Source organism: Polynucleobacter sp. AP-Melu-500A-A1, assembly GCF_018882125.1.
In the GTDB taxonomy this organism is placed as follows: domain Bacteria; phylum Pseudomonadota; class Gammaproteobacteria; order Burkholderiales; family Burkholderiaceae; genus Polynucleobacter.
In genome coordinates this window covers 376,493-396,311 of record NZ_JACVOZ010000003.1, presented here as the reverse complement: position 1 = coordinate 396,311, position 19,819 = coordinate 376,493, and the positions used below count along the sequence as shown (strand labels likewise).

Sequence of the window (19,819 nt, the reverse complement as noted above, 5' to 3'; positions counted from 1 at the left end):
AGGTCGCCTTTTTTGTTACCTTAGAATATATCTATGACCAAGATCCCAAAGCCTGAAGAAGATGCGATAAATGTCGCAGCACCGCCTGGTTTTGATGCTCGAGCAGTACCCATTTATGCGGTTTGTGATGATCAGGCAAAAGTATCGTTATTTTCCTTACAGGCAAATGCGTTGAGAGGACGCTTTCGGGATCCTCCGATTTGGCAGCCAGAGATTACTGATGAGAATCGTCAGGTAATTGCTTCTAATATTATTGCCAAGCGTCAAGCTGCAGGAAAGGTAACGCAAGCAGCAGTATTGGTCCCCTTATTGCAGAGGGAAGAGGGTTTATCGGTTTTATTAACCCAAAGAACAAATCATTTGCGCGACCATGCTGGTCAGATTAGTTTTCCAGGAGGCAGAATGGATCCTGGTGATAGTGGTCCCAATGACACTGCTTTACGTGAGAGTGAAGAAGAAATTGGTTTGGATCGAAATCGAGTTGAGATTATTGGACATATGCCTCAATACCTTACGGTTTCTGGATATAGCGTGACGCCGGTGGTTGGATTAGTCCAAGCTCAGGCAGAATACGTACTAGACGAGTTTGAAGTGGCAGATGTCTTTGAGGTACCTCTGGAGTTTTTGATGGATCCAGCAAACCATCAAGTAAGAATGTGGCAAAGCGAGCAGGGCAGTCGCCGTTTTTATGCCATGCCTTACGAGAATCGCTTTATCTGGGGCGCTACTGCCGGAATGTTACGTAACCTTTATCATCTATTAAAAGTATGACTTTCTTTTCCATCCTCTTCGCCCTCATTGCTGAGCAATATCGCCCAGTAACCTCTAGCCATTGGATTGCTCGTGTGAGTGCTCGCTGGTTAGATTGGGTTGCTGGTGAATTCGGTGGCAAGACGGATGCAGGGGCAAGCCCAGTGGGTGCTCGCATGGCTTGTTTAGTAGCATTCATTCTCCCCACCTTTTTGGTATTTGTAATCTATGTTGTTTGCATGGTGACCTACCCAATCTTAGGTTTCATCTGGAACATCATCATTGCATATCTCTTCTTTGGGTTTCGTCAGTTCAGCCATTCATTTACTTTGGTTCATGAAGCTATCGAAAGTCATGACTTACCTGCGGCACGTGCTGCGCTAGGGGAGTGGTATGGTCCAGAGTTAGATACTTCTCAATTAACTGAGACAGAGGTAATTTCATTAGCCTTAGAGCGGGCAATCATTGGATCTCATCGCCATGTCTTTGGCGTACTCTTCTGGTTCTTAATGCCAATGGGTCCTGCGGGCGTTGTTCTTTATCGCTTAGCGGATATTGCTGCGCAGCGCTGGTCGGAGCGTGGAGACTTTAACTTGAGCGAAGCGGCACGCCATTTCTTCTATGTACTCGATTGGATTCCGGCCCGCATCACGGCGATGGGCTTTGCGATTGTTGGTAACTTCGAAGGCGCCGCCTATGGCTGGCGCTACCTTACTCAGAAGTGGCCAGACTCTTTATCCAGCGTGATCTTGGCATCCGGTAGTGGTGCACTTGGCGTACGTTTAGGTGAGCCTTTAAGTGAGCCGGATAGTGATGAGGCCTTGCGGATGGCAGAAGCAGGTGAGCCTTTAGTCTACGAAGTAGGTATGGAGCCTACCGAGCGGACGATGCGTTCAGCAGTGGGCTTGGTATGGCGCCTAGTTATCGCTTGGATGGCTTTGTTGCTAATGCTGACCATCGCTGTTTGGCTTGGGTAATTCCTTGCAATTGCGTATCCGCAGTTTTTGAATCCGAACGCAGTTGTCTAAATAGCGCTAGTCTTTCTGGCGCTATTTCGTTTCTTTCGACTGCTTCGCGCACTGCACAGTCTGGCTCAGCCTGATGAGCGCAATTATAAAAACGGCATTTACCTAAGAGGTCTTGAAATTCTCTAAAGGCATGTTGTAGCTCGCTGACTGACATATGGGCCAAACCAAATTCTTGAAATCCCGGTGAATCAATCAGCGCACCCAATTTACCATCGGCATCTCTGCCCCACGATTCTGGTAACTCAAAATAGCGGCAGGCAGTGGTGGTGTGTTTACCCGTATCCAGTCGGACTGAATATTCTTGTGTCAGCGCTGCAGCATTCGGTACCCAGGCATTGAGTAAGCTAGATTTACCCATGCCCGATTGACCAACAAAAACCGAGACCTTACCTTGTAGAGCAGGGCGGAGTGCATCTATAGATGCGGAGTCAAATTTAGCAGAGACTTCACTGACTGGATAGCCCATGTGCACATAGGGCTCAATGATTTTTCGAGCATGCGCTAAGTTAACCTTGAGATCGCTTTTATTGAGCAAGATATGCAGACCAATTTGATTGGTTTCAGCAGCAACCACGGCTCTGCCCAATAGATCGGGCGAGAAGGCGGGCTGGGTTGCGAGAACAACCAGAATTTGATCAACATTGGAAGCAATCAGTTTACTTTTAAAGGCATCAGAGCGATAGAGTAAATTTTCTCTTGGTTCAATTTCTAAAATACGCGCCTGATCTACTGAGGTGCTTTCAAGCATGAGCTTATCACCCACTGCGCCTACATGTTGCTTGGCTGGGGTACTTACCTGAATCAGCTCTTCCCCTAATACTTGATTGCCTAGATCATCTTTTGTAATCCGCTGCGCTAAATAATGCCTTCCATAGGAAGCTGTCAGTAGCGCAAGAAACCGTTCCATTGGCTTACTTAAATCGTTGCAAATTGGCAATGCGCAATGGGGCGGGAGGATGCGAACTATAAAATGCGGTATAGATGGGATCGGGCGTTAAGGTCGACGCATTATCTTGATATAGCTTAACCAGGGCGGAGATTAAATCTTTTGCGGAAGATTTTTCTGCAGCGAAGCCATCAGCTTCATATTCATGTTTACGTGAAGCCAAGCTCCCTAGCGGTGTCAAGAAAAAACTAAACACGGGCGAGACCAGCATGAACAATGCCAAAGCTAAGCCACCGTTATAGCCATTGAGGTTAGGCATGACACCAAGGTCGGTATAAAACCAGACTTTAGTGCTGATCCAACCTAGTAATGCAAACATGGCAAAGCTCAGTAGAAAGGAAACAAACAAGCGCTTGCGAATATGCTTACATTTGAAATGACCTAATTCGTGTGCAAGCACTGCTTCAACTTCGCCAGGGTTTAGTTTTTCGATGAGAGTGTCAAAAAAGACTATCCGTTTTGCTTTACCCATGCCAGCAAAAAAGGCATTTCCATGGGCGCTACGTTTGCTGCCATCCATCACAAACAATCCTTGGCTTGCAAAATCACAACGCTTTAATAAGGCTTCAATTTGGGTTTTGAGCGGACCATCATCTAGCGCAACAAACTTATTAAAGAGTGGCGCTATCAAGGTTGGAAAAATCCATTGCATGAGCAAGCTAAATGCTGTGAGAACGCCCCATGCCCAAAGCCACCAGAGATCTCCTGCTTTAGCCATTAAAGAGAGAATGATCCATAGCAAGGGAATGCCAATCGCCCCACCAATGCCAATCCCCTTGAACATATCGCTAAAGAATAATTTTTTAGTCATCCGATTAAAGCCAAAGCGCTCTTCAAGATGGAATTGTTTATACCAAGAGAAGGGGATATCAATGATTCCGGAGATGATGACAATGGAAGCCAGTAGAGCAATTTGCTGGGGGATACCATCGCCCAATAATTGCAATAACGCAATATTGAGAATTTCTAAGCCACCCAATAAGGTGAAGCCAATTAAAATAATAGCGCTAACCCCATTTTCTAAAATGCCTAGTCGTAATTTGGCAATCGTGTAATCTGCAGCCTTTTGATGCTCCGCTAAAGTTACCTTTTCAGCAAATTCAGCTGGCACGCTGTCTCGATGTCGCGCAACAAAGCGAATTTGGCGTTGGGAAAGCCAGTGGCGTAAGCCAAAGCTAGCGATAAAAGCGATTAGAAAAACAATTGTGAATGTCATGAGATCATTATAGATATGAGCGAACAAACTAACACGACGCACCCCCCATCAGCAAAGGTGGCGCCTTCCAATGAGCACCTGATCTGGGTAGATATGGAAATGTCAGGTTTAAACCCTGAAACTGAGCGTATTTTGGAGATTGCCATCATTGTTACAGACGCGCATCTCAATACCATTGCTACTGCCCCTGTTTGGGTAGTGCATCAAGAAGATGCCCTTTTGGATGCTATGGATGCTTGGAATAAAGGTACTCATGGGCGCTCGGGTTTGATTGATAAGGTAAAGGCGTCAACCCAGGACGAGGCTACTGTCGAGGCAGAATGCATTGCCTTTTTAAAGAAATATATTAAGGCGGGAATTGCGCCGATGTGCGGTAACACCATTGGTCAAGATCGGCGTTTCATGGCTAAGTACATGCCAAAGTTAGAAGCATACTTTCATTATCGAAATATCGATGTCTCTACTTTAAAAGAGTTATGCAAACGTTGGCATCCAGAATTAGTGAAGGGCTTTACGAAGAACCAGGCCCATACAGCTTTGGCTGATATTGAAGAATCGATTGAAGAGCTAAAGTATTACCGCGAGAAATTTATTGTTCCTCTACCGGAATAAAACTCAATTTATTTTTTGATGGCGCTTTTGGGTCTAAAAGCTCTAATAACTGCCTCGTTAGTTTCTATATACGGGCCGCCGATTAAATCGATACAGTAGGGAACAGCAGCAAAGATTCCTGGGACGAGCGATTTTCCCTCTGCATCTTTGAGGCCTTCTAGGGTTTCTGCAATGGCTTTAGGTTGACCTGGCAAATTAATCACTAAGGCTGCATGACCATCAATTTCACGAAGAACAGCGGTTTGGCGAGATAATATTGCTGTTGGTACAAAATGAAGACTAATTTGGCGCATTTGCTCGCCAAATCCAGGCATTCTGCGAGTGCCAGCATCAAGCGTGGCTTCAGGGGTCACATCACGGCGGGATGGGCCTGTACCGCCTGTGGTGAAGACTAAATCGCACCCCAGGTCATCTACTAGCTCCACAATAGTTTCAGTGACGACTTCAGCCTCATCAGCAATAAGCCTTTCATGGAAGACGCTGGGGTTGCTAATTGCCTTCATGAGCCAGCCCTGTAGGGCTGGAATTCCTTCATCCTGATAAACGCCCTTACTGGCTCGATCAGAGACTGAGATCAAGCCAATTTTGATTTCATTTGGGGTCTTACGTTTCCAAGCTTCGGTATGCTTCATGTTTCTATTCTAGCTATTATTAGGGCATGTTTACATATACATCAAACCAGTTTCAAGAAATTGTCGATTTCATGCTCAAAGAGGCCAAAAGAAGGGGTGCCTCAGATGCAATAGCGGAGATTTCTGAGGGTCAGGGGCTCTCGGTGACGGTTCGCAAGGGCGAAGTAGAGACCATTGAGCAAAGTCTCGATAAACAGGTTGGAGTGACGGTTTTTTTGGGGCACCGTCGCGGCAATGCCAGCACAAGTGATTTTTCAAAGGAATCTCTTAAGGCAACTGTGGAAGCTGCATACCATATTGCCCAGCATACAGCTGAAGATAATTGCGCTGGTCCTGCAGAGCGCAAGCTCTTAGAAAAAAATCCCATGGATTTAGATTTATTTCATCCATGGAATATTGACGCTGCGCACGCGGTAGAAATAGCTCGCATTGCTGAGGGCAGCGCTTTTTCAGTGAGTAAACAAATTCAAAATAGTGATGGCGCTTCTGTCTCAGCACATCATGCGCATTTCATGATGGGAACTTCGCATGGCTTCATGGGCGGATATCCCTTTTCAAGACATTACATTTCTTGCGCACCGATTGCGACTGAAAAAGGTAAGCAAGCCCGCATGCAACGAGATGACTGGTACAGCAGCTCACGCATACCTGAGGAGTTGGCTGATCCTGCGGCGATTGGTAAGTACGCTGCAGAGCGCGCCCTATCTCGCCTCAAAGCAAGGCCGATCACCACGCGTCGTTGCCCTGTCATTTTTGAAGCACCTCTGTCTGCTGGCTTGCTCGGCGGATTGGTGCAGGCGGTTTCAGGTGGCGCTTTATATCGCCGTTCCAGCTTCTTACTGGATAGCTTGGGCAAGCAAGTGCTACCAAAACACATCAGTCTCTTTGAAGACCCTCACTTGAAGTCGATGACGGGTAGCGCACCGTTTGACGAGGAGGGCGTCAAAACTTCTGCTCGGACAGTAGTCAATAAGGGTATTTTGGAGGGTTACTTTTTATCAACCTACTCTGCACGTAAATTGGGAATGCAAACCACTGGAAATGCAGGCGGATCTCACAATCTGACTTTACAGAGTAAAAAAACGCCTAAGGGTGGCTTGCCTGCTTTGCTCAAAGAGATGGGTACTGGTTTGCTGGTCACTGAATTAATGGGTCAGGGCGTGAACTATGTCACGGGCGATTATTCACGCGGAGCATTTGGTTACTGGGTTGAGAATGGCGAAATACAGTATCCCGTCGAAGAGCTCACGATTGCGGGTAATTTACGTGACATGCTTTTAGATATTGAAATGATTGGAAGCGATACCTTGATTCGGGGCACCAAAGAAACCGGCTCGATCTTGATTAGATCAATGACGGTTGGCGGAAAATAAGGCGGACATTCAAGACTGCAGAGGAGTAAAAATGCAAAGACGTTCCTTTTTAAAGAAAGCCACTTTAGGTGCTGGCGCTGCTACTCTTGCGGCTCCAGCTATAGGTCAAAGTTTGCCAACGCTGAACTGGCGCCTGGTTTCTAGCTTTCCCAAATCCTTAGATACTTTGTATGGCACGCCTGAAATCTTCGCCAATGCATTACGCAAAGCAACAGATGGAAAGTTCAACATCAAAGTATTTGCTGCAGGAGAAGTAGTTCCCGCTCTCCAAGTATTAGATGCTGTTCAAAATGGGACAGTGGAGTGTGGGCACACTGCCAGTTATTACTATCTTGGAAAAAACAGTGCTTTTATTTTTGATACAGCCGCTCCATTTGGGATGACAGCACGCCAACAGACAGCTTGGATGCTGCAAGGTAATGGCATGAAGTTAATGCGCGAGTTGTATGCAAGTTATAACATTGTGAATTTTTTAGGTGGTCAAACCGGTACGCAAATGGGCGGATGGTTTCGGAAAGAAATTAAATCTCCTGCGGATTTAAAGGGCCTTAAATTTCGTATTGCTGGTTTTGCTGGACAAGTGTTAACTAAGTTAGGTGTAGTGCCTCAACAGCTTCCTGCGGGCGAGATTTACTCAGCTCTAGAAAAGGGCACGATTGACGCAGCAGAGTTTGTTGGACCGTATGACGATGAAAAATTGGGCCTGGCAAAAGTAGCTAAAAATTATTATTACCCTGCCTTCTGGGAAGGTGCCGCATCACTTTCATTCTTGGTAAATAAAAAGCAATGGGATGCTCTACCGCCTTCATATCAGGCTGCTTGGGAGGCAGCTGCATTATTTGCCCATACTGATATGGGTGCTAAGTACGATGCTCTGAATCCTCCAGCACTACAACGCTTAGTGCAAAACGGGGCTGTCTTACGTAAATTTAATTCTTCAGTACTTGATGCATGCTTCAAGGCATCCGAAGAGACGTATGCTGAAGAAGCTGCAAAGAATCCGCAATTTAAGAAAATCTTTGAGGACTATCGAGTTTTCAGAAACATGGAAGCGCAATGGTTTGGTTTAGCAGAAGAGGCTTTTGCTCAGTACAGTTTTTCTAAAAAACTGTAACTATTTGCGCTCTAGCGTGATGAAATTGAAAGTAATTTCACCTTCTGAGCCTGGGGTGCGTTCGACTTCTTGCCATTGACTTAGATTGGGTACCTCAAAGAAGGTGTCACCACCTTCAATATCCAGATCAATTTCAGTAATGAATAATCGATCTGTTCTATCAAAGGCTTGTTTAAAGAGTTGTTCTCCGCCAATCACAAAGACGCGAGGGCTTTCACTTAAGCGATCAAGCGCTTCATCTAATGAGCCGGCAACTTCAGCGCCAGCAAGCCTGAGATCGGCATTACGGCTCACAACAATATTGCGACGACCCGGAAGAGGACGACCAATGGACTCCCAAGTCTTACGGCCCATGATGACCGGAAAGCCCATAGTGATACGTTTAAAGAATTGCAGATCTGCTGAAATCTTCCAGGGCATTTGATTATCACGACCAATGACATGATTACGCGAGCGCGCAACGATCATAGAAATAGCGGGTTGAGTCATATTATGAAAACTCTCTTAAATTGCTACTGGAGCTTTAATGTGTGGATGAGATTCGTAGCCGGAGATCTCAAAATCCTCAAACTCATAATCAAAAATAGAATCTGGTTTACGCAGAATGTTGAGTTTAGGTAGCGGAAGGAAATCTCTGGAGAGCTGAAGATCTACTTGCTCAAGATGGTTGCTATACAGATGGCAATCGCCGCCTGTCCAGATGAAGTCGCCAAGCTCTAGATTGCATTGTTGCGCCACCATGTGGGTAAGCAATGCATAGCTAGCAATATTAAAAGGAACGCCCAAAAAAATATCCGCGCTACGTTGATAGAGCTGACAGGAAAGCTTGCCATCAGCTACATAGAACTGAAAGAAGGCATGACAAGGGGCTAGGGCCATGCGAGGTATATCGGCAACGTTCCAAGCTGAAACAATAATTCTGCGTGAGTCAGGATTTTTTTTGATGGTTTCAATCACTTCAGCAATCTGATCAATGTGTTGACCGTTTGGTGCTGGCCATGAACGCCATTGATAACCGTAAATGGGGCCTAACTCACCATCAGGTGCTGCCCATTCATTCCAGATGGAGACGCCACGCTCTTTAAGCCAGTTGTTATTAGTGCTTCCCTTAAGGAACCAGAGCAATTCATAAATGATGGACTTGAGGTGCAGTTTTTTTGTAGTCACCATCGGAAAGCCATTAGCCAAATTAAAGCGCATCTGATATCCAAATACGGAGATAGTTCCGGTACCAGTCCTATCGGACTTTTGGACGCCCTTGGCTAGAACTTCTTTCATAAGATCGTGGTATTGGCGCATAAAAAATTCGCTAAAAATGAATAGCTATAGGATAACTTACTCGGATATGTTTGGCTTTACCCCAAGAACCTTATGCAGCTTAGGGGAGGTGGTGGTGTATTGAAGTTGAATCTGCTTTTCAGGATTCAGGTATTCAGCCGCAGCAAAAGCTGCTAATGCAGCTTCATGAAAGCCCGACAGAATGAGTTTTTTCTTTCCAGGATAAACATTGATATCGCCCACTGCATAAATCCCAGGGGTGCTGGTCTCAAATTTTTGAGTGTCAACGGCAATTTGTTTGCGATCAATCTCCAGACCCCAGTCAGCAATGGGGCCAAGCTTTGGAGAAAGACCAAAAAAGATGAGTAAATCGTCCAATGGGAGCAATTTTGTTTTGCCATCGATATCGGTAACAACAATTTCAGAAAGGCGATTGTCATGAGTCTCAAAGCCAGTAATTTGACCAATGAGTAGACGCATCTTATTAGACGTACAAAGCTCACGCATTTTTTTAATAGCAAGAGGAGCGGCTTTAAATTCATCACGGCGATGAATGAGGGTGACGTTAGCAGCCCTATCCGCAAAGTGAAGCACCCAGTCTAGAGCTGCATCACCGCCACCGCAAATCACCAAATTTTTATCTGCAAATTGCTCAGGATGTTTGACGCGATAAAAGACTTGTTGGTCGTCAAAGGCTGATAGACCGTCCAGATTCAGAATGCGTGGCTGGAAGGCGCCGACCCCTGCGGCAATGAAGATGGTTTTGCTAAGAAAGTGCTCATCTTTTGAGGTGCTAATTAAAAAGCGCCCATCGGCTTGTTGCTTGAGCTCTGTTACCTCTTGGTCTAAATGAAACTGAGCGCCCATCGGCTTAATTTGTAGGAGAAGATTATTGGTTAGCTCCCGTCCCGTGCATACCGGGATAGCGGGTATGTCGTAGATTGGCTTATCAGGATAAAGCTCAATACATTGACCCCCTACCTCTGGCAATGAATCAATCACATGCGCATTAATTTCCAGAAGTCCGAGTTCAAAGACCTGGAAGAGACCTACTGGACCGGCACCAATGATGACCGCGTCGGTTTGGGTGGGTGAGTGCGACACGAATTCTCGAGCAGTTGAGGAAGGCTTACTTCACCAACTGATCAAGCTTGCTCTTCACGTCTTTCCATTCGTCTGCATCAGGAAGGGCGGCTCTAGACTTGGTAATAGATGTCCAGCCAGGAGAGAGATCAGCATTTAATTTAATAAATGCTTGTTGATCACCTGGCACATCATCTTCAGCGTAGATTGCGTTTACTGGGCACTCTGGCACGCAGACGGCGCAGTCAATACATTCATCAGGATCGATCACTAAGAAGTTTGGGCCTTCGCGAAAGCAATCCACTGGGCAAACGTCAACGCAGTCAGTGTATTTACAACGGATGCAGGATTCAGTAACAACGTAAGTCATGATGTTCTATTTCAAGAGTCTTAAGATTGATGCGGCAGATGGTAAAAATATTATTTTAGCCGAAATAGCCTATTTTTCAGGCAAAAGGGTCAATTTAATTGAGGTAAAGTCTCCCCTATGAATACTCAGATCAAACCTAAAATCCTGATTGCCAGGGCCATATTCCCTGAGGCTTTGGCCAAATTGGAGGAGTCTTTTGAGGTTCGCTCGAATCAGGCGGATCAGATCATTACTCCAGAAGAGCTGCAAAAAGAGCTTGCAAGCGTAGTAGGGGCATTAGTAACTGGTAGCGAACGCATTGATGCAAGCGCTTTAGCCAATGCAAAAGATTTGAAGGTCGTAGCCAATATTTCGGTGGGTTATAACAATTTTGATGTGCCCGCAATGACAGCAGCTGGCGTAATGGCGACTAACACGCCTGATGTATTAACTGACACTACGGCTGATTTTGGTTTTGCATTACTGATGGCAACAGCTCGCCGAATAACAGAGTCAGAGCATTGGGTAAGAAACGGGCATTGGGATAAGTGGTCGATTGTGAATAACCCACTAGGTGTAGATTTACATCACAGCACCATAGGCATTATTGGTATGGGTCGTATAGGTCAGGGAATTGCAAAGCGTGCCTTAGGTTTTGGTATGAATGTGATTTATTACAATCGCAGTCGTCTAGCTGAGTCTGATGAAAAAGCTTGCGGCGCAAAATATGTTTCAAAAAATGAGTTATTACAAACTGCTGACCATGTGGTCTTGGTGTTGCCCTATACAACAGAGAATCACCATACCATTGGCGCCAAAGAAATTGCACTCATGAAACCGACTGCAACCCTTGTAAACATTGCTCGGGGTGGGATAGTGGATGATGCAGCTCTAGCTCAAGCCCTTAAAGCAAATAAGATCTTTGCTGCCGGTCTAGATGTATTTGAGGGCGAGCCAAATGTGCATTCAGAGTTACTTAAATTGAGCAATGTCGTATTGGCTCCCCATATTGCCAGCGCCACAGAAAAGACGCGTAGAGCAATGGTGGACCTAGCGATTGATAACTTGCGCGCTGCATTAGCGGGCAAGAAGCCACCCAGCTTAATTAATACTGAATTATTGAAAGCTTAAGAAGCACTTCATACAAGTCAAAAGTAAAAAAGCCGAACTGCGTTTTACTCAGTTCGGCTTAATGTTTTTGAGATACTATTTATTCAGCTTCGATTTCTTCGGGGAGTTCGCGCAGAGCTAATTCAATGCCACCAAATTTACCGGCTACCCAGTTATACACTTTACAGGCAATCCATAGCAATCCAAAGCCAAGCAAAGCATTGAGGATGAGTGCAGATAACACTGTAAATCCTGGGATTGCACCATCTCGAATGAAGGCAACAAAGAGTGCCAATAAAACGATGGGGACAGAGAAGCACAGGTAGACCAAAACTAGAGTTTTGGCTGTATGCATAGGGTCAAGGAAGACGAGTTCTTTTTTGGTGAGTTTCATGATGACGCAATCTTAAAGCAGTCCATCAAAAAGCGCTACATCTACCCATTCACCAGCAGCTATATTTCCCTGATCCTGATGCAGGATCACAAAGCAATTAGCTTCGCTCATCGAACGCAGAATGCCGGCACCTTGGCTACCAGTCAGCTTCACGGTTGGCTTGCCATCAGGACCGCGTCCCAATATAGCGCGTTGAAATTCGGTACGACCAGGTTTCTTGCGAATCGGCAACTCGGAAATCGCTTGGGTTAAAGCAGGTTCGGTTTGCTTGGCACCATTGAGTTGCAAAAGAGCCCCTCGAACAAATTGGTAGAAAGTCACCATCACTGCTACGGGATTACCGGGCAATCCAAAAAATAGTGTTTTGCGTGCTGGAGATTTTCCAGGAACAGGCTTGAGCATGCCAAATGCCATTGGACGTCCTGGCCTCATAGCAATCTTCCAAAATCCAACATCCCCTAACTCTTGCATGATTTGTTTAGTGAAATCTGCCTCTCCTACTGAGACCCCTCCCGAAGAAATGAGAACATCAGCCTCTTTTGCCGCTTGGCAGAAAGCCTCTTTCAGCGAGGTGGGATCGTCGCGCACAATGCCACAGTCAATAATGTCTAAGTTAAGGCGATTGAGTAGTCCGGTTAGGCTATAGCGGTTACTGTCGTAAATACTCCCACTGTCTAACGGTTGACCCAGCGCCCTCAGTTCGTCTCCTGAAGACAGAATAGCCACCTTCAGTTTACGGTTTACATTGAGGGAGGCAATGCCAAGAGATGCCGCTAAGCCTAAATCAGAGGGGCGTAATAGACGACCCGCAAGAATTGCTGGCTTATCTTTTTGCAAGTCTTCACCACGTAAGCGACGATTCTCCCCAGGCCTCACTTGATTTTGTTTAAAGCGAATCTGTAAGTTATCGACTGATTCTGTGAATTCTTGCGGTATCACCGTATCGCAGTCAGGCGGCATCAGGGCACCAGTCATGATTTTGAGGCATTGACCAGCAACCACCTTGCCTTCATAAGGCTTGCCAGCAAACGCAGTGCCAACTACCGAAAGTTCAATTTCGGGAGAGCTGGTATCAAGGCATTGACTATGAAAAGCAAAGCCATCCATAGCTGAGTTATCAGCTGATGGCACATCAATCGGAGATAAAACATCTGCTGCCAAAATTCGATTAATCGCTTGATCTAAAGAAACAGTCTCGATATCAGCAGGATTATTGAGAGCCTTCGATTCGGCAACGAGCTCATTGACCATTTGCGCAATCGCTTTGCGAGCCTCATCTACATGCAAAGATGAGCTCAGAAGAATCGGACTGTTAGGAGAGTGTTTCATTGAGATATTTTCTCTAAGTTCTGCAGCTCTTGCAAAGTATTGACATTTGCAAAGGCATTGGCATCATTAAAAATGATGGTGCTCGAACGTAACTCTTTAAACCAGCGGTCAATTTTGAAATCTCCTTTTTGTAAAAATTGCTCAAGAGACTCTAGTACATCTGTTCGCATTAAACAGAAAACGGGTTGCGCCCAAACCTTGCCATCAGGCTCTTGGCTTGATGCAAAGACTAGCTGAAAATCACCACGTTCCATTTCATGAGTAAGCTCTGATGCAAGCTCCAAGGGAAGTAGGGGTGAGTCGCATGGAGAGGTGAGCATATACGGCGTTTTACATGCTTTAAGTCCAGCAGAAAATCCCGCTAGTGGTCCGGAAAAATCTGGGGTTTCATCCATCACTACAGGATATCCATAAATCGCATATTTGGTGATATTACGATTGGCATTAATGAGGATAGGACCAACTTGATTCTGAAGACGAGCAATTGCGGAGGCAATCAGCGGTTTACCTAAAAATGGAATCAGTCCTTTATCGATCCCACCCATTCGTTGCGCTCTCCCACCAGCAAGGATCAGTCCAGTAATAAGATCCGCCGCAATCATTAGCCGCCGATGTAAGACATTTCGACTTTGCGACTACCGGTCGATGGGTTGGCAGTATTAGATCCTCGAATTTCAGAGTAGTGATCATCGCGAGCTGCCCAAGTATTCATAATGGCATTGGCAATTTCTAAATCGCTACGTCCAGAGCGCATCATGGTTTTGAAATCATATCCTTGATTGGCAAACAAGCATTGATACATTTGACCGTCTGTAGAGATGCGGGCACGAGTGCATTCGTGACAGAAAGTTTGGGTCACACTAGAGATGACGCCGATTTCTCCCGATCCATCGAGATAGCGCCAGCGCTGAGCGACTTCACCAGAGTAATTCGCTTCTATAGGTTCTAGTGGGAAAACTTCATTGATCTGAGCAATCACTTCTTTGGAGGGGAGTACTTGGGCCATATTCCAGCCATTAGAGCTGCCAACATCCATGAACTCAATGAATCGCAGGATGATGCCGGTATTCTTGAAGTGTTTCGCCATCGCAATAATTTCGTGATCATTACATCCTTTTTTAACCACCATATTGACCTTGATATTTTCAAAGCCAACTTCTTGTGCAGCTAGGATGCCATCCAATACATCGGCTACTGGAAAATCAACATCATTCATTTTCTTAAAGGCCTCATCATTCAGACCATCAAGGCTAATAGTGAGCCTTTGCAAACCAGCCGCTTTGAGTGCAGCCGCTTTTTTGCGCAAGATGCTGCCATTGGTAGTTAAAGTCAGATCTAGAGGCTTGCCTTCAGGGGTATGCAGTTGTGCCAGCATGCCAATAAGAACTTCTAAATTTTTGCGGAGCAAGGGCTCGCCACCAGTAAGACGGATCTTTTCAACACCTAAACTTGTAAAGATTGAGCTAAGGCGTGTAATTTCTTCAAAGCTAAGTAATTCTTGATGAGAAAGATAAGGGTAGCTTTGATCAAAGACTTCTTTGGGCATGCAATAAGTGCAGCGAAAGTTGCAGCGATCCGTTACTGATATTCGTAGGTCGCGTAAGGTTCGACCACGCGCATCTTGGGTATGAGCATGAGGTGCTACTAGCTGCTCAGGAATAGACGGCACAAGGCCTTTGCCTTCGTCGATCCGAATCGGGATTACTTTTTCAACCATATTCTGAATTATGGATGTGAAACGGGGTTTCTGCCAAACCACCAAATATCCTTGTGGGATAAATGGCAGTCTGGAGAAAAAGCTTTAAACCGTTTTTTCTTGGCCGCCGGTTTCAACTATAACCATTGGACCATCTGGCAGGCTAGCTGCAGGTTTTGGGCTTCTACCCAAATTTTCTTTTGTTGGCTCCGCCTGAATCTGACCTTGAACCTCAGCATGTTTGCCAGAGTCCGTTGCTACCCAGATCATTCCTGCAGATTGCACAACGCTATGCAGTGGCTTTTCTTCAAGCGCCTGGAAGGCTACTTTAGGAAGTTCAGGCATTGGCTTGGCAATGATTTCAATCGCGGTAGCTACTGCCACTACTGGAGCTGGTGTTGCCGCTTGAGTAGGACGCGGGGCACGTGGAGCACGAGGTGCTCTTTCTTGCTTTTCCATTGCAGGCTTGGCGGTAGCAAAACTGTTCGTAATATTTTGGATTGGCATGCTTGCAGATGCACCAGCCATTCCAACGGGAGGTCCTGAGAAAGTTGGAGTACTTGCAGCTACAGCGGCAGGTACATCAGCTGTTGTCTCAGTATTTTCGCCACGTTCGCGTTGACCACGACCACGACCACGACGATTGCGACCACGACCACGACGCTCTTCACCATCAGCATTTGTAGCTACTTCACTACCAGGGGCAGCCTCTGTTGCTGGTGTTACTGCAGCAGGAGTAACTTGATTGCGAGCGCCCTCTTGACGTTCTGGTTTCGGACCATTTTGATTGTTGCGATTACCGTTACGATTGTTGCGATTACCGTTACGGTTGTTATTACTACCTTCGGCAGGTGCGCCTTCAGCAGCAGTTACCGCAGGACGTTCTGCACGATCTCCTCTATCGCCACGACGACCGCGGTTACGATTATTGCGATCACCATTACGACCCTGATTGCGACCACGACTATTCGTTGGCGCTGGCTTCTCTTCTACCGCAGGTGCTGTGGAGAAGATGCGTTTAATAAAGCCAAATAATCCACCAGAACTTTCTACAGCCACTGTTTCAGTGCGAGCAGGGCGAGGTTGGCTAATAGGCGCAGGTTGAGTTGGCGTAATGCCTTTAACAGCTGCTTCAGGACGCACTTTGACTTCAGCATCCTTACGGCTAACCGTCGTATCCGTTTCTAATTCGCGAGCAGCCTCTTCAGCCATGACATAGCTAGCCTTTTGGTCATCAAGACGAGGATCGTCATGACGCAAACGCTCTAGTTTGTAATGCGGCGTTTCTAGATGCTTATTTGGAACCATTAAGACATTGACTTTAAAACGTGTCTCAATCTTGATGACTTCTGCACGTTTTTCATTCAAGAGGAAAGCAGCTACTTCAACTGGTACTTGAGTATGAATTGCCGCTGTATTCTCTTTCATTGCCTCTTCTTGAATAATGCGTAGTACTTGTAATGCAGAAGATTCGGTATCACGAATATGGCCAGTGCCGTTACAACGTGGGCAAGTCACATGGCTGCCTTCGGAAAGGGCTGGGCGCAGGCGTTGGCGAGACATCTCCATTAAGCCAAACTTGGAAATCTTGCCCATTTGCACGCGTGCACGATCATGACGCAACGCATCGCGCAAACGATTCTCGACATCCTTCTGAGCTTTGCTGGACTCCATATCGATGAAGTCAATCACGATCAAGCCACCCAAGTCGCGTAAACGCGCTTGTCGAGCGATTTCATCTGCAGCTTCTAAGTTAGTACGGGTCGCAGTCTCTTCAATATCAGAGCCACGTGTTGCCCGTGCAGAGTTAACGTCTACTGAAACGAGCGCTTCAGTATGATCAATCACAATAGCACCGCCAGATGGAAGCGGTACTGTACGTGAATAGGCAGTTTCAATCTGATGCTCAATTTGGAAACGGGAGAACAAAGGCACATCATCTTGATAGCGCTTTACTCTTGGCAGGTTATCCGGCATCACTACTGACATGAAGGCAGCAGCTTGTTCGTAGATGTCATCGGTGTCGATGAGGATCTCACCAATATCTGGTTGGAAATAATCCCGAATTGCACGAATAACGAGACTGGACTCGAGGTAAATCAGCAGGGGTGCTGAGTTGCCTTTAGCAGCTTCATCAATCGCTTTCCATAACTGCATTAAATAGCTTAAGTCCCACTGGAGTTCAGTGGCATCGCGGCCAATTCCAGCAGTACGCGCAATGATGCTCATGCCATCTGGCACTTCTAATTGCGACATGGCTTCACGGAGTTCTTGGCGATCTTCGCCTTCAATACGGCGAGAGACGCCACCACCACGCGGGTTATTTGGCATTAATACTAAATAGCGACCTGCCAGGGAGACAAAGGAGGTCAGAGCAGCACCTTTTTGGCCTCGCTCTTCTTTTTCTACCTGAACAATAATTTCTTGGCCTTCACGCAAGGCATCTTTAATAGAGGCGTTACGAACATCTACACCTTCTTTAAAGTAGGTTCGAGCCACTTCTTTAAATGGTAAGAAGCCGTGGCGTTCTTCGCCGTAATTGACAAAGCAAGCCTCAAGCGAGGGTTCAATGCGGGTAATGACACCTTTGTAGATATTGCCTTTGCGTTGTTCACGGCCGGCAGCTTCGATATCGATATCAATGAGTTTTTGACCATCAACGATGGCAACTCGCAACTCTTCTTGTTGAGTTGCATTAAATAACATGCGTTTCATAACACTCTCCTATGGGGGAGGGCGTCGCTGCGCGCTGCGTTAGGGGACAGGTTAGATACCACTTAGGACAAAGCCCGAGGCGGTTTATGAGTGTGGATCATGCATATCTAGACTACTTTTGCCTAGTTCACCAACATAACCTTCGGTTAGATTAGTGCCACACTTGACGATCGCCGCAGAGACCTCCTTTAGGTCATCAATGCAGGCGCGCGCCTGAAAACTGTCTTCTAATCGCGGGTCGCGGCATACGGCACACCAACCCTGCGCCTCATTACAACGGGGGAGGGGCAACCCCGGGAGTCATTTAAAGGGCGACTCCAAGCTCCACGATACAAACCTGAATTAGGTTGGGATCAAGCCAATAAATTGGCTAGAGCATTGATTATACGGCACAAGTTGAATGACAATGGGGTATTGTTGAGTCCCTTGACGCCCCATATGGAGGTGGACAGAGAGATGAATGATGAAATCCGACCCAGTATCCAAGCCAAAAGCAGTCCCCGCAGTCCATTTGCAGACTATTGGTCCAGAAGAGGCAGGACAACGCTTAGATAACTATTTATTACGCTGGGCCAAGGGCGTACCCAAAAGTCACGTTTATCGAATTATTCGTTCAGGAGAGGTCCGAGTAAACAAGAAACGGGCTGAACCCACCACTCGATTGATTGAGGGTGATGTAGTCCGAGTTCCACCGGTACGGATCGCTGAACCTGCTCAGATGGCGGCAGTCAGTACCGCCCAAACCAAATCTCGGGCTCAAGGCTATTCAGACAAAATGCCAATCCTGTTTGAGGACGAGGCGCTTTTAATTGTGGATAAGCCCGCTGGTCTGGCAGTCCATGGTGGCTCAGGAATAGCTCTGGGGGTGATTGAAACTTTGCGGATTACGCGTCCCGAACTCAAATTTTTGGAACTAGTTCACCGCTTAGATCGCGATACCTCTGGTGTATTACTACTGGCTAAAAAACGAAGTGCTCTGGTAGAGATGCACCGACAGATTCGGGAAGGGCATACCGATAAGCGCTATTACCTACTGGCGCATGGAGAGATTGCTCAGGGTGCTCAGGTAATGCAACTCAAGTTCCCACTGCATAAGTACTTGCTAGCTAATGGTGAACGCCGTGTACGGGTTGATCCAGATGGTCTACCAAGTCATACTGCTTTGCGCGTGACGAAAACCTTTCAACGTGAGGAGGTTGCCATTACTCTGGCAGAAGCGCAGTTAAAAACAGGACGCACACATCAGATTCGCGTGCACTTGCAAAAGTTAGGGCATGCTATTTTGGGTGATGATAAATATGGTTTTGAAGATCAAGATAAACAAATTAAATCCAAAAGACTCTATTTGCATGCTCATTTAGCAGGATTTACCCATCCAAGAACTGGCGAAAAAATGCGGATTGAATCGCCACTACCTGCTGAATTTTCGGCGATGATGAATGCATTTGAGCAGTTACCGAAGACTATTTATGAAAACGAATAAAGCTCAAGATGCCTCAATCAAATAATGCAGATCGGCGCTATGACCTGATTGTGTGGGACTGGGATGGAACTATTATGGATTCCACGCCCACTATTGTTCACTGTATTCAGCAGTCTTGTCGTGACTTAGGTTTTCAAGTACCAGACGATGCTTTGGCAAGCTCAGTCATTGGGCTAGGTATTCATGACTCATTACGCAGAGCAGTTCCTTGGGTCGATCCAGTGCACTTTCAAAAACTAACAGACCGTTTTCGTTTCCACTATTTAGCCAAAGACCATGAGTTAGATTTATTTGTTGGGATTCGTGAGTTGTTAGAAAGTTTGCGTGCCGATAAGTATTTATTAGGGGTTGCTACTGGAAAATCTCGTGTTGGATTAGATCGCTCTCTGAAACATCACCAGATAGGGCATTTGTTTCATGAAACGCGAACTGCTGACGAGTCTTTTTCTAAACCTCATCCAGGCATGTTGCTGGAGTTATCGGATGTTACTCAGGTGCCAACGCGTCGTATATTGATGATTGGCGACACTACGCATGATTTAGATATGGCCGCTAATGCTGGTGTGGATGCAGTCGCGGTGACTTATGGCGCACATCCCCCGGAGACCCTTAAAGAATCATCCTCTTTGGCCCATGTGGATGATGTAGCTCAGTTATCGAAATGGCTCAAAGAAAATCTTACCGTTTCTACTTAAACTAAGCTCTTTATAG

The 19,819-nt window shown here is 46.2% G+C and carries 20 protein-coding genes; 8 read left to right on the top strand and 12 right to left on the bottom strand.

The window, feature by feature from the left end; all coding sequences use genetic code 11:
* Positions 1-33: 33 nt before the first annotated feature.
* Together ICN38_RS08500 and ICN38_RS08495 are read left to right on the top strand one after the other, a co-directional pair.
* On the top strand, positions 34-771 hold the full coding sequence (locus ICN38_RS08500) for a CoA pyrophosphatase (RefSeq protein ID WP_216256631.1): 738 nt from the start codon (positions 34-36) through the stop codon (positions 769-771).
* Complete coding sequence (locus tag ICN38_RS08495) at positions 768-1,727, top strand: CobD/CbiB family protein (protein ID WP_216256630.1); 960 nt, start codon at positions 768-770, stop codon at positions 1,725-1,727. The genes ICN38_RS08500 and ICN38_RS08495 overlap by 4 nt, the downstream gene beginning before the upstream one ends.
* On the opposite strand, the gene rsgA is transcribed toward ICN38_RS08495, so the two are convergent.
* On the bottom strand, positions 1,672-2,685 hold the full coding sequence (gene rsgA / locus ICN38_RS08490) for a ribosome small subunit-dependent GTPase A (protein WP_216256629.1): 1,014 nt from the start codon (positions 2,683-2,685) through the stop codon (positions 1,672-1,674). The two genes, ICN38_RS08495 and rsgA, sit on opposite strands and share 56 nt — an antisense overlap.
* A 4-nt stretch (positions 2,686-2,689) precedes the next feature.
* The gene (locus ICN38_RS08485; protein WP_216256628.1) at positions 2,690-3,940 is read right to left on the bottom strand and encodes a M48 family metallopeptidase; all 1,251 of its coding nucleotides are present in this window, start codon (positions 3,938-3,940) and stop codon (positions 2,690-2,692) included.
* Between the two features lie 15 nt (positions 3,941-3,955).
* On the opposite strand from ICN38_RS08485, the gene orn reads away from it, so the two are divergent.
* The gene (gene orn, locus ICN38_RS08480; RefSeq protein WP_216256627.1) at positions 3,956-4,552 is read left to right on the top strand and encodes an oligoribonuclease; all 597 of its coding nucleotides are present in this window, start codon (positions 3,956-3,958) and stop codon (positions 4,550-4,552) included.
* 8 nt (positions 4,553-4,560) lie between these two features.
* On the opposite strand, the gene mog is transcribed toward orn, so the two are convergent.
* Positions 4,561-5,184, bottom strand: a complete 624-nt coding sequence (mog, locus tag ICN38_RS08475; RefSeq protein ID WP_216256626.1) for a molybdopterin adenylyltransferase — start codon at positions 5,182-5,184, stop codon at positions 4,561-4,563.
* Between the two features lie 71 nt (positions 5,185-5,255).
* On the opposite strand from mog, the gene pmbA reads away from it, so the two are divergent.
* Both pmbA and ICN38_RS08465 read left to right on the top strand, forming a co-directional pair.
* Positions 5,256-6,557, top strand: coding sequence for a metalloprotease PmbA (pmbA, locus tag ICN38_RS08470; RefSeq protein ID WP_370624392.1), 1,302 nt, complete (start codon positions 5,256-5,258; stop codon positions 6,555-6,557).
* A gap of 31 nt (positions 6,558-6,588) precedes the next feature.
* Positions 6,589-7,671, top strand: coding sequence for a TRAP transporter substrate-binding protein (locus tag ICN38_RS08465; protein WP_216256624.1), 1,083 nt, complete (start codon positions 6,589-6,591; stop codon positions 7,669-7,671).
* Here ICN38_RS08465 and ICN38_RS08460 read toward each other — a convergent pair whose 3' ends face one another.
* From ICN38_RS08460 to fdxA, 4 genes are read right to left on the bottom strand one after another with little or no spacing between them, the layout of a single operon-like run.
* Positions 7,672-8,160: a dihydrofolate reductase gene (locus ICN38_RS08460; RefSeq protein WP_216256623.1), complete on the bottom strand. Its 489-nt coding sequence runs from the start codon at positions 8,158-8,160 to the stop codon at positions 7,672-7,674.
* Between the two features lie 15 nt (positions 8,161-8,175).
* Complete coding sequence (locus tag ICN38_RS08455) at positions 8,176-8,970, bottom strand: thymidylate synthase (protein ID WP_216256622.1); 795 nt, start codon at positions 8,968-8,970, stop codon at positions 8,176-8,178.
* Positions 8,971-9,006: 36 nt separating this feature from the next.
* Positions 9,007-10,053, bottom strand: coding sequence for an FAD-dependent oxidoreductase (locus ICN38_RS08450; RefSeq protein ID WP_216256621.1), 1,047 nt, complete (start codon positions 10,051-10,053; stop codon positions 9,007-9,009).
* A gap of 25 nt (positions 10,054-10,078) precedes the next feature.
* Positions 10,079-10,402: a ferredoxin FdxA gene (gene fdxA / locus ICN38_RS08445; protein WP_216256620.1), complete on the bottom strand. Its 324-nt coding sequence runs from the start codon at positions 10,400-10,402 to the stop codon at positions 10,079-10,081.
* Positions 10,403-10,519: 117 nt separating this feature from the next.
* On the opposite strand from fdxA, the gene ICN38_RS08440 reads away from it, so the two are divergent.
* Positions 10,520-11,512 (top strand): D-glycerate dehydrogenase, encoded by a 993-nt coding sequence (locus tag ICN38_RS08440; RefSeq protein ID WP_216256619.1) that lies wholly within the window; start codon positions 10,520-10,522, stop codon positions 11,510-11,512.
* A gap of 79 nt (positions 11,513-11,591) precedes the next feature.
* Here ICN38_RS08440 and ICN38_RS08435 read toward each other — a convergent pair whose 3' ends face one another.
* From ICN38_RS08435 to ICN38_RS08415, 5 genes are all read right to left on the bottom strand, one after another.
* Positions 11,592-11,885: a hypothetical protein gene (locus tag ICN38_RS08435; RefSeq protein ID WP_216256618.1), complete on the bottom strand. Its 294-nt coding sequence runs from the start codon at positions 11,883-11,885 to the stop codon at positions 11,592-11,594.
* A 12-nt stretch (positions 11,886-11,897) separates the two neighbouring features.
* Positions 11,898-13,214, bottom strand: coding sequence for a gephyrin-like molybdotransferase Glp (glp, locus tag ICN38_RS08430; RefSeq protein WP_216256617.1), 1,317 nt, complete (start codon positions 13,212-13,214; stop codon positions 11,898-11,900).
* Positions 13,211-13,816, bottom strand: coding sequence for a molybdenum cofactor guanylyltransferase MobA (gene mobA / locus ICN38_RS08425; RefSeq protein WP_216256616.1), 606 nt, complete (start codon positions 13,814-13,816; stop codon positions 13,211-13,213). Before mobA ends, glp begins: the two co-directional genes overlap by 4 nt.
* Positions 13,816-14,931, bottom strand: coding sequence for a GTP 3',8-cyclase MoaA (gene moaA, locus ICN38_RS08420; RefSeq protein ID WP_216256615.1), 1,116 nt, complete (start codon positions 14,929-14,931; stop codon positions 13,816-13,818). Before moaA ends, mobA begins: the two co-directional genes overlap by 1 nt.
* A gap of 84 nt (positions 14,932-15,015) precedes the next feature.
* On the bottom strand, positions 15,016-17,625 hold the full coding sequence (locus ICN38_RS08415; RefSeq protein WP_216256614.1) for an Rne/Rng family ribonuclease: 2,610 nt from the start codon (positions 17,623-17,625) through the stop codon (positions 15,016-15,018).
* Between the two features lie 463 nt (positions 17,626-18,088).
* Between ICN38_RS08415 and ICN38_RS08410 the strand changes: the two genes are divergently transcribed.
* Together ICN38_RS08410 and ICN38_RS08405 are read left to right on the top strand one after the other, a co-directional pair.
* Positions 18,089-19,108, top strand: a complete 1,020-nt coding sequence (locus ICN38_RS08410) for an RluA family pseudouridine synthase (RefSeq protein ID WP_216256861.1) — start codon at positions 18,089-18,091, stop codon at positions 19,106-19,108.
* Between the two features lie 8 nt (positions 19,109-19,116).
* Positions 19,117-19,803, top strand: coding sequence for an HAD-IA family hydrolase (locus ICN38_RS08405; protein WP_216256613.1), 687 nt, complete (start codon positions 19,117-19,119; stop codon positions 19,801-19,803).
* Positions 19,804-19,819 lie beyond the last annotated feature (16 nt).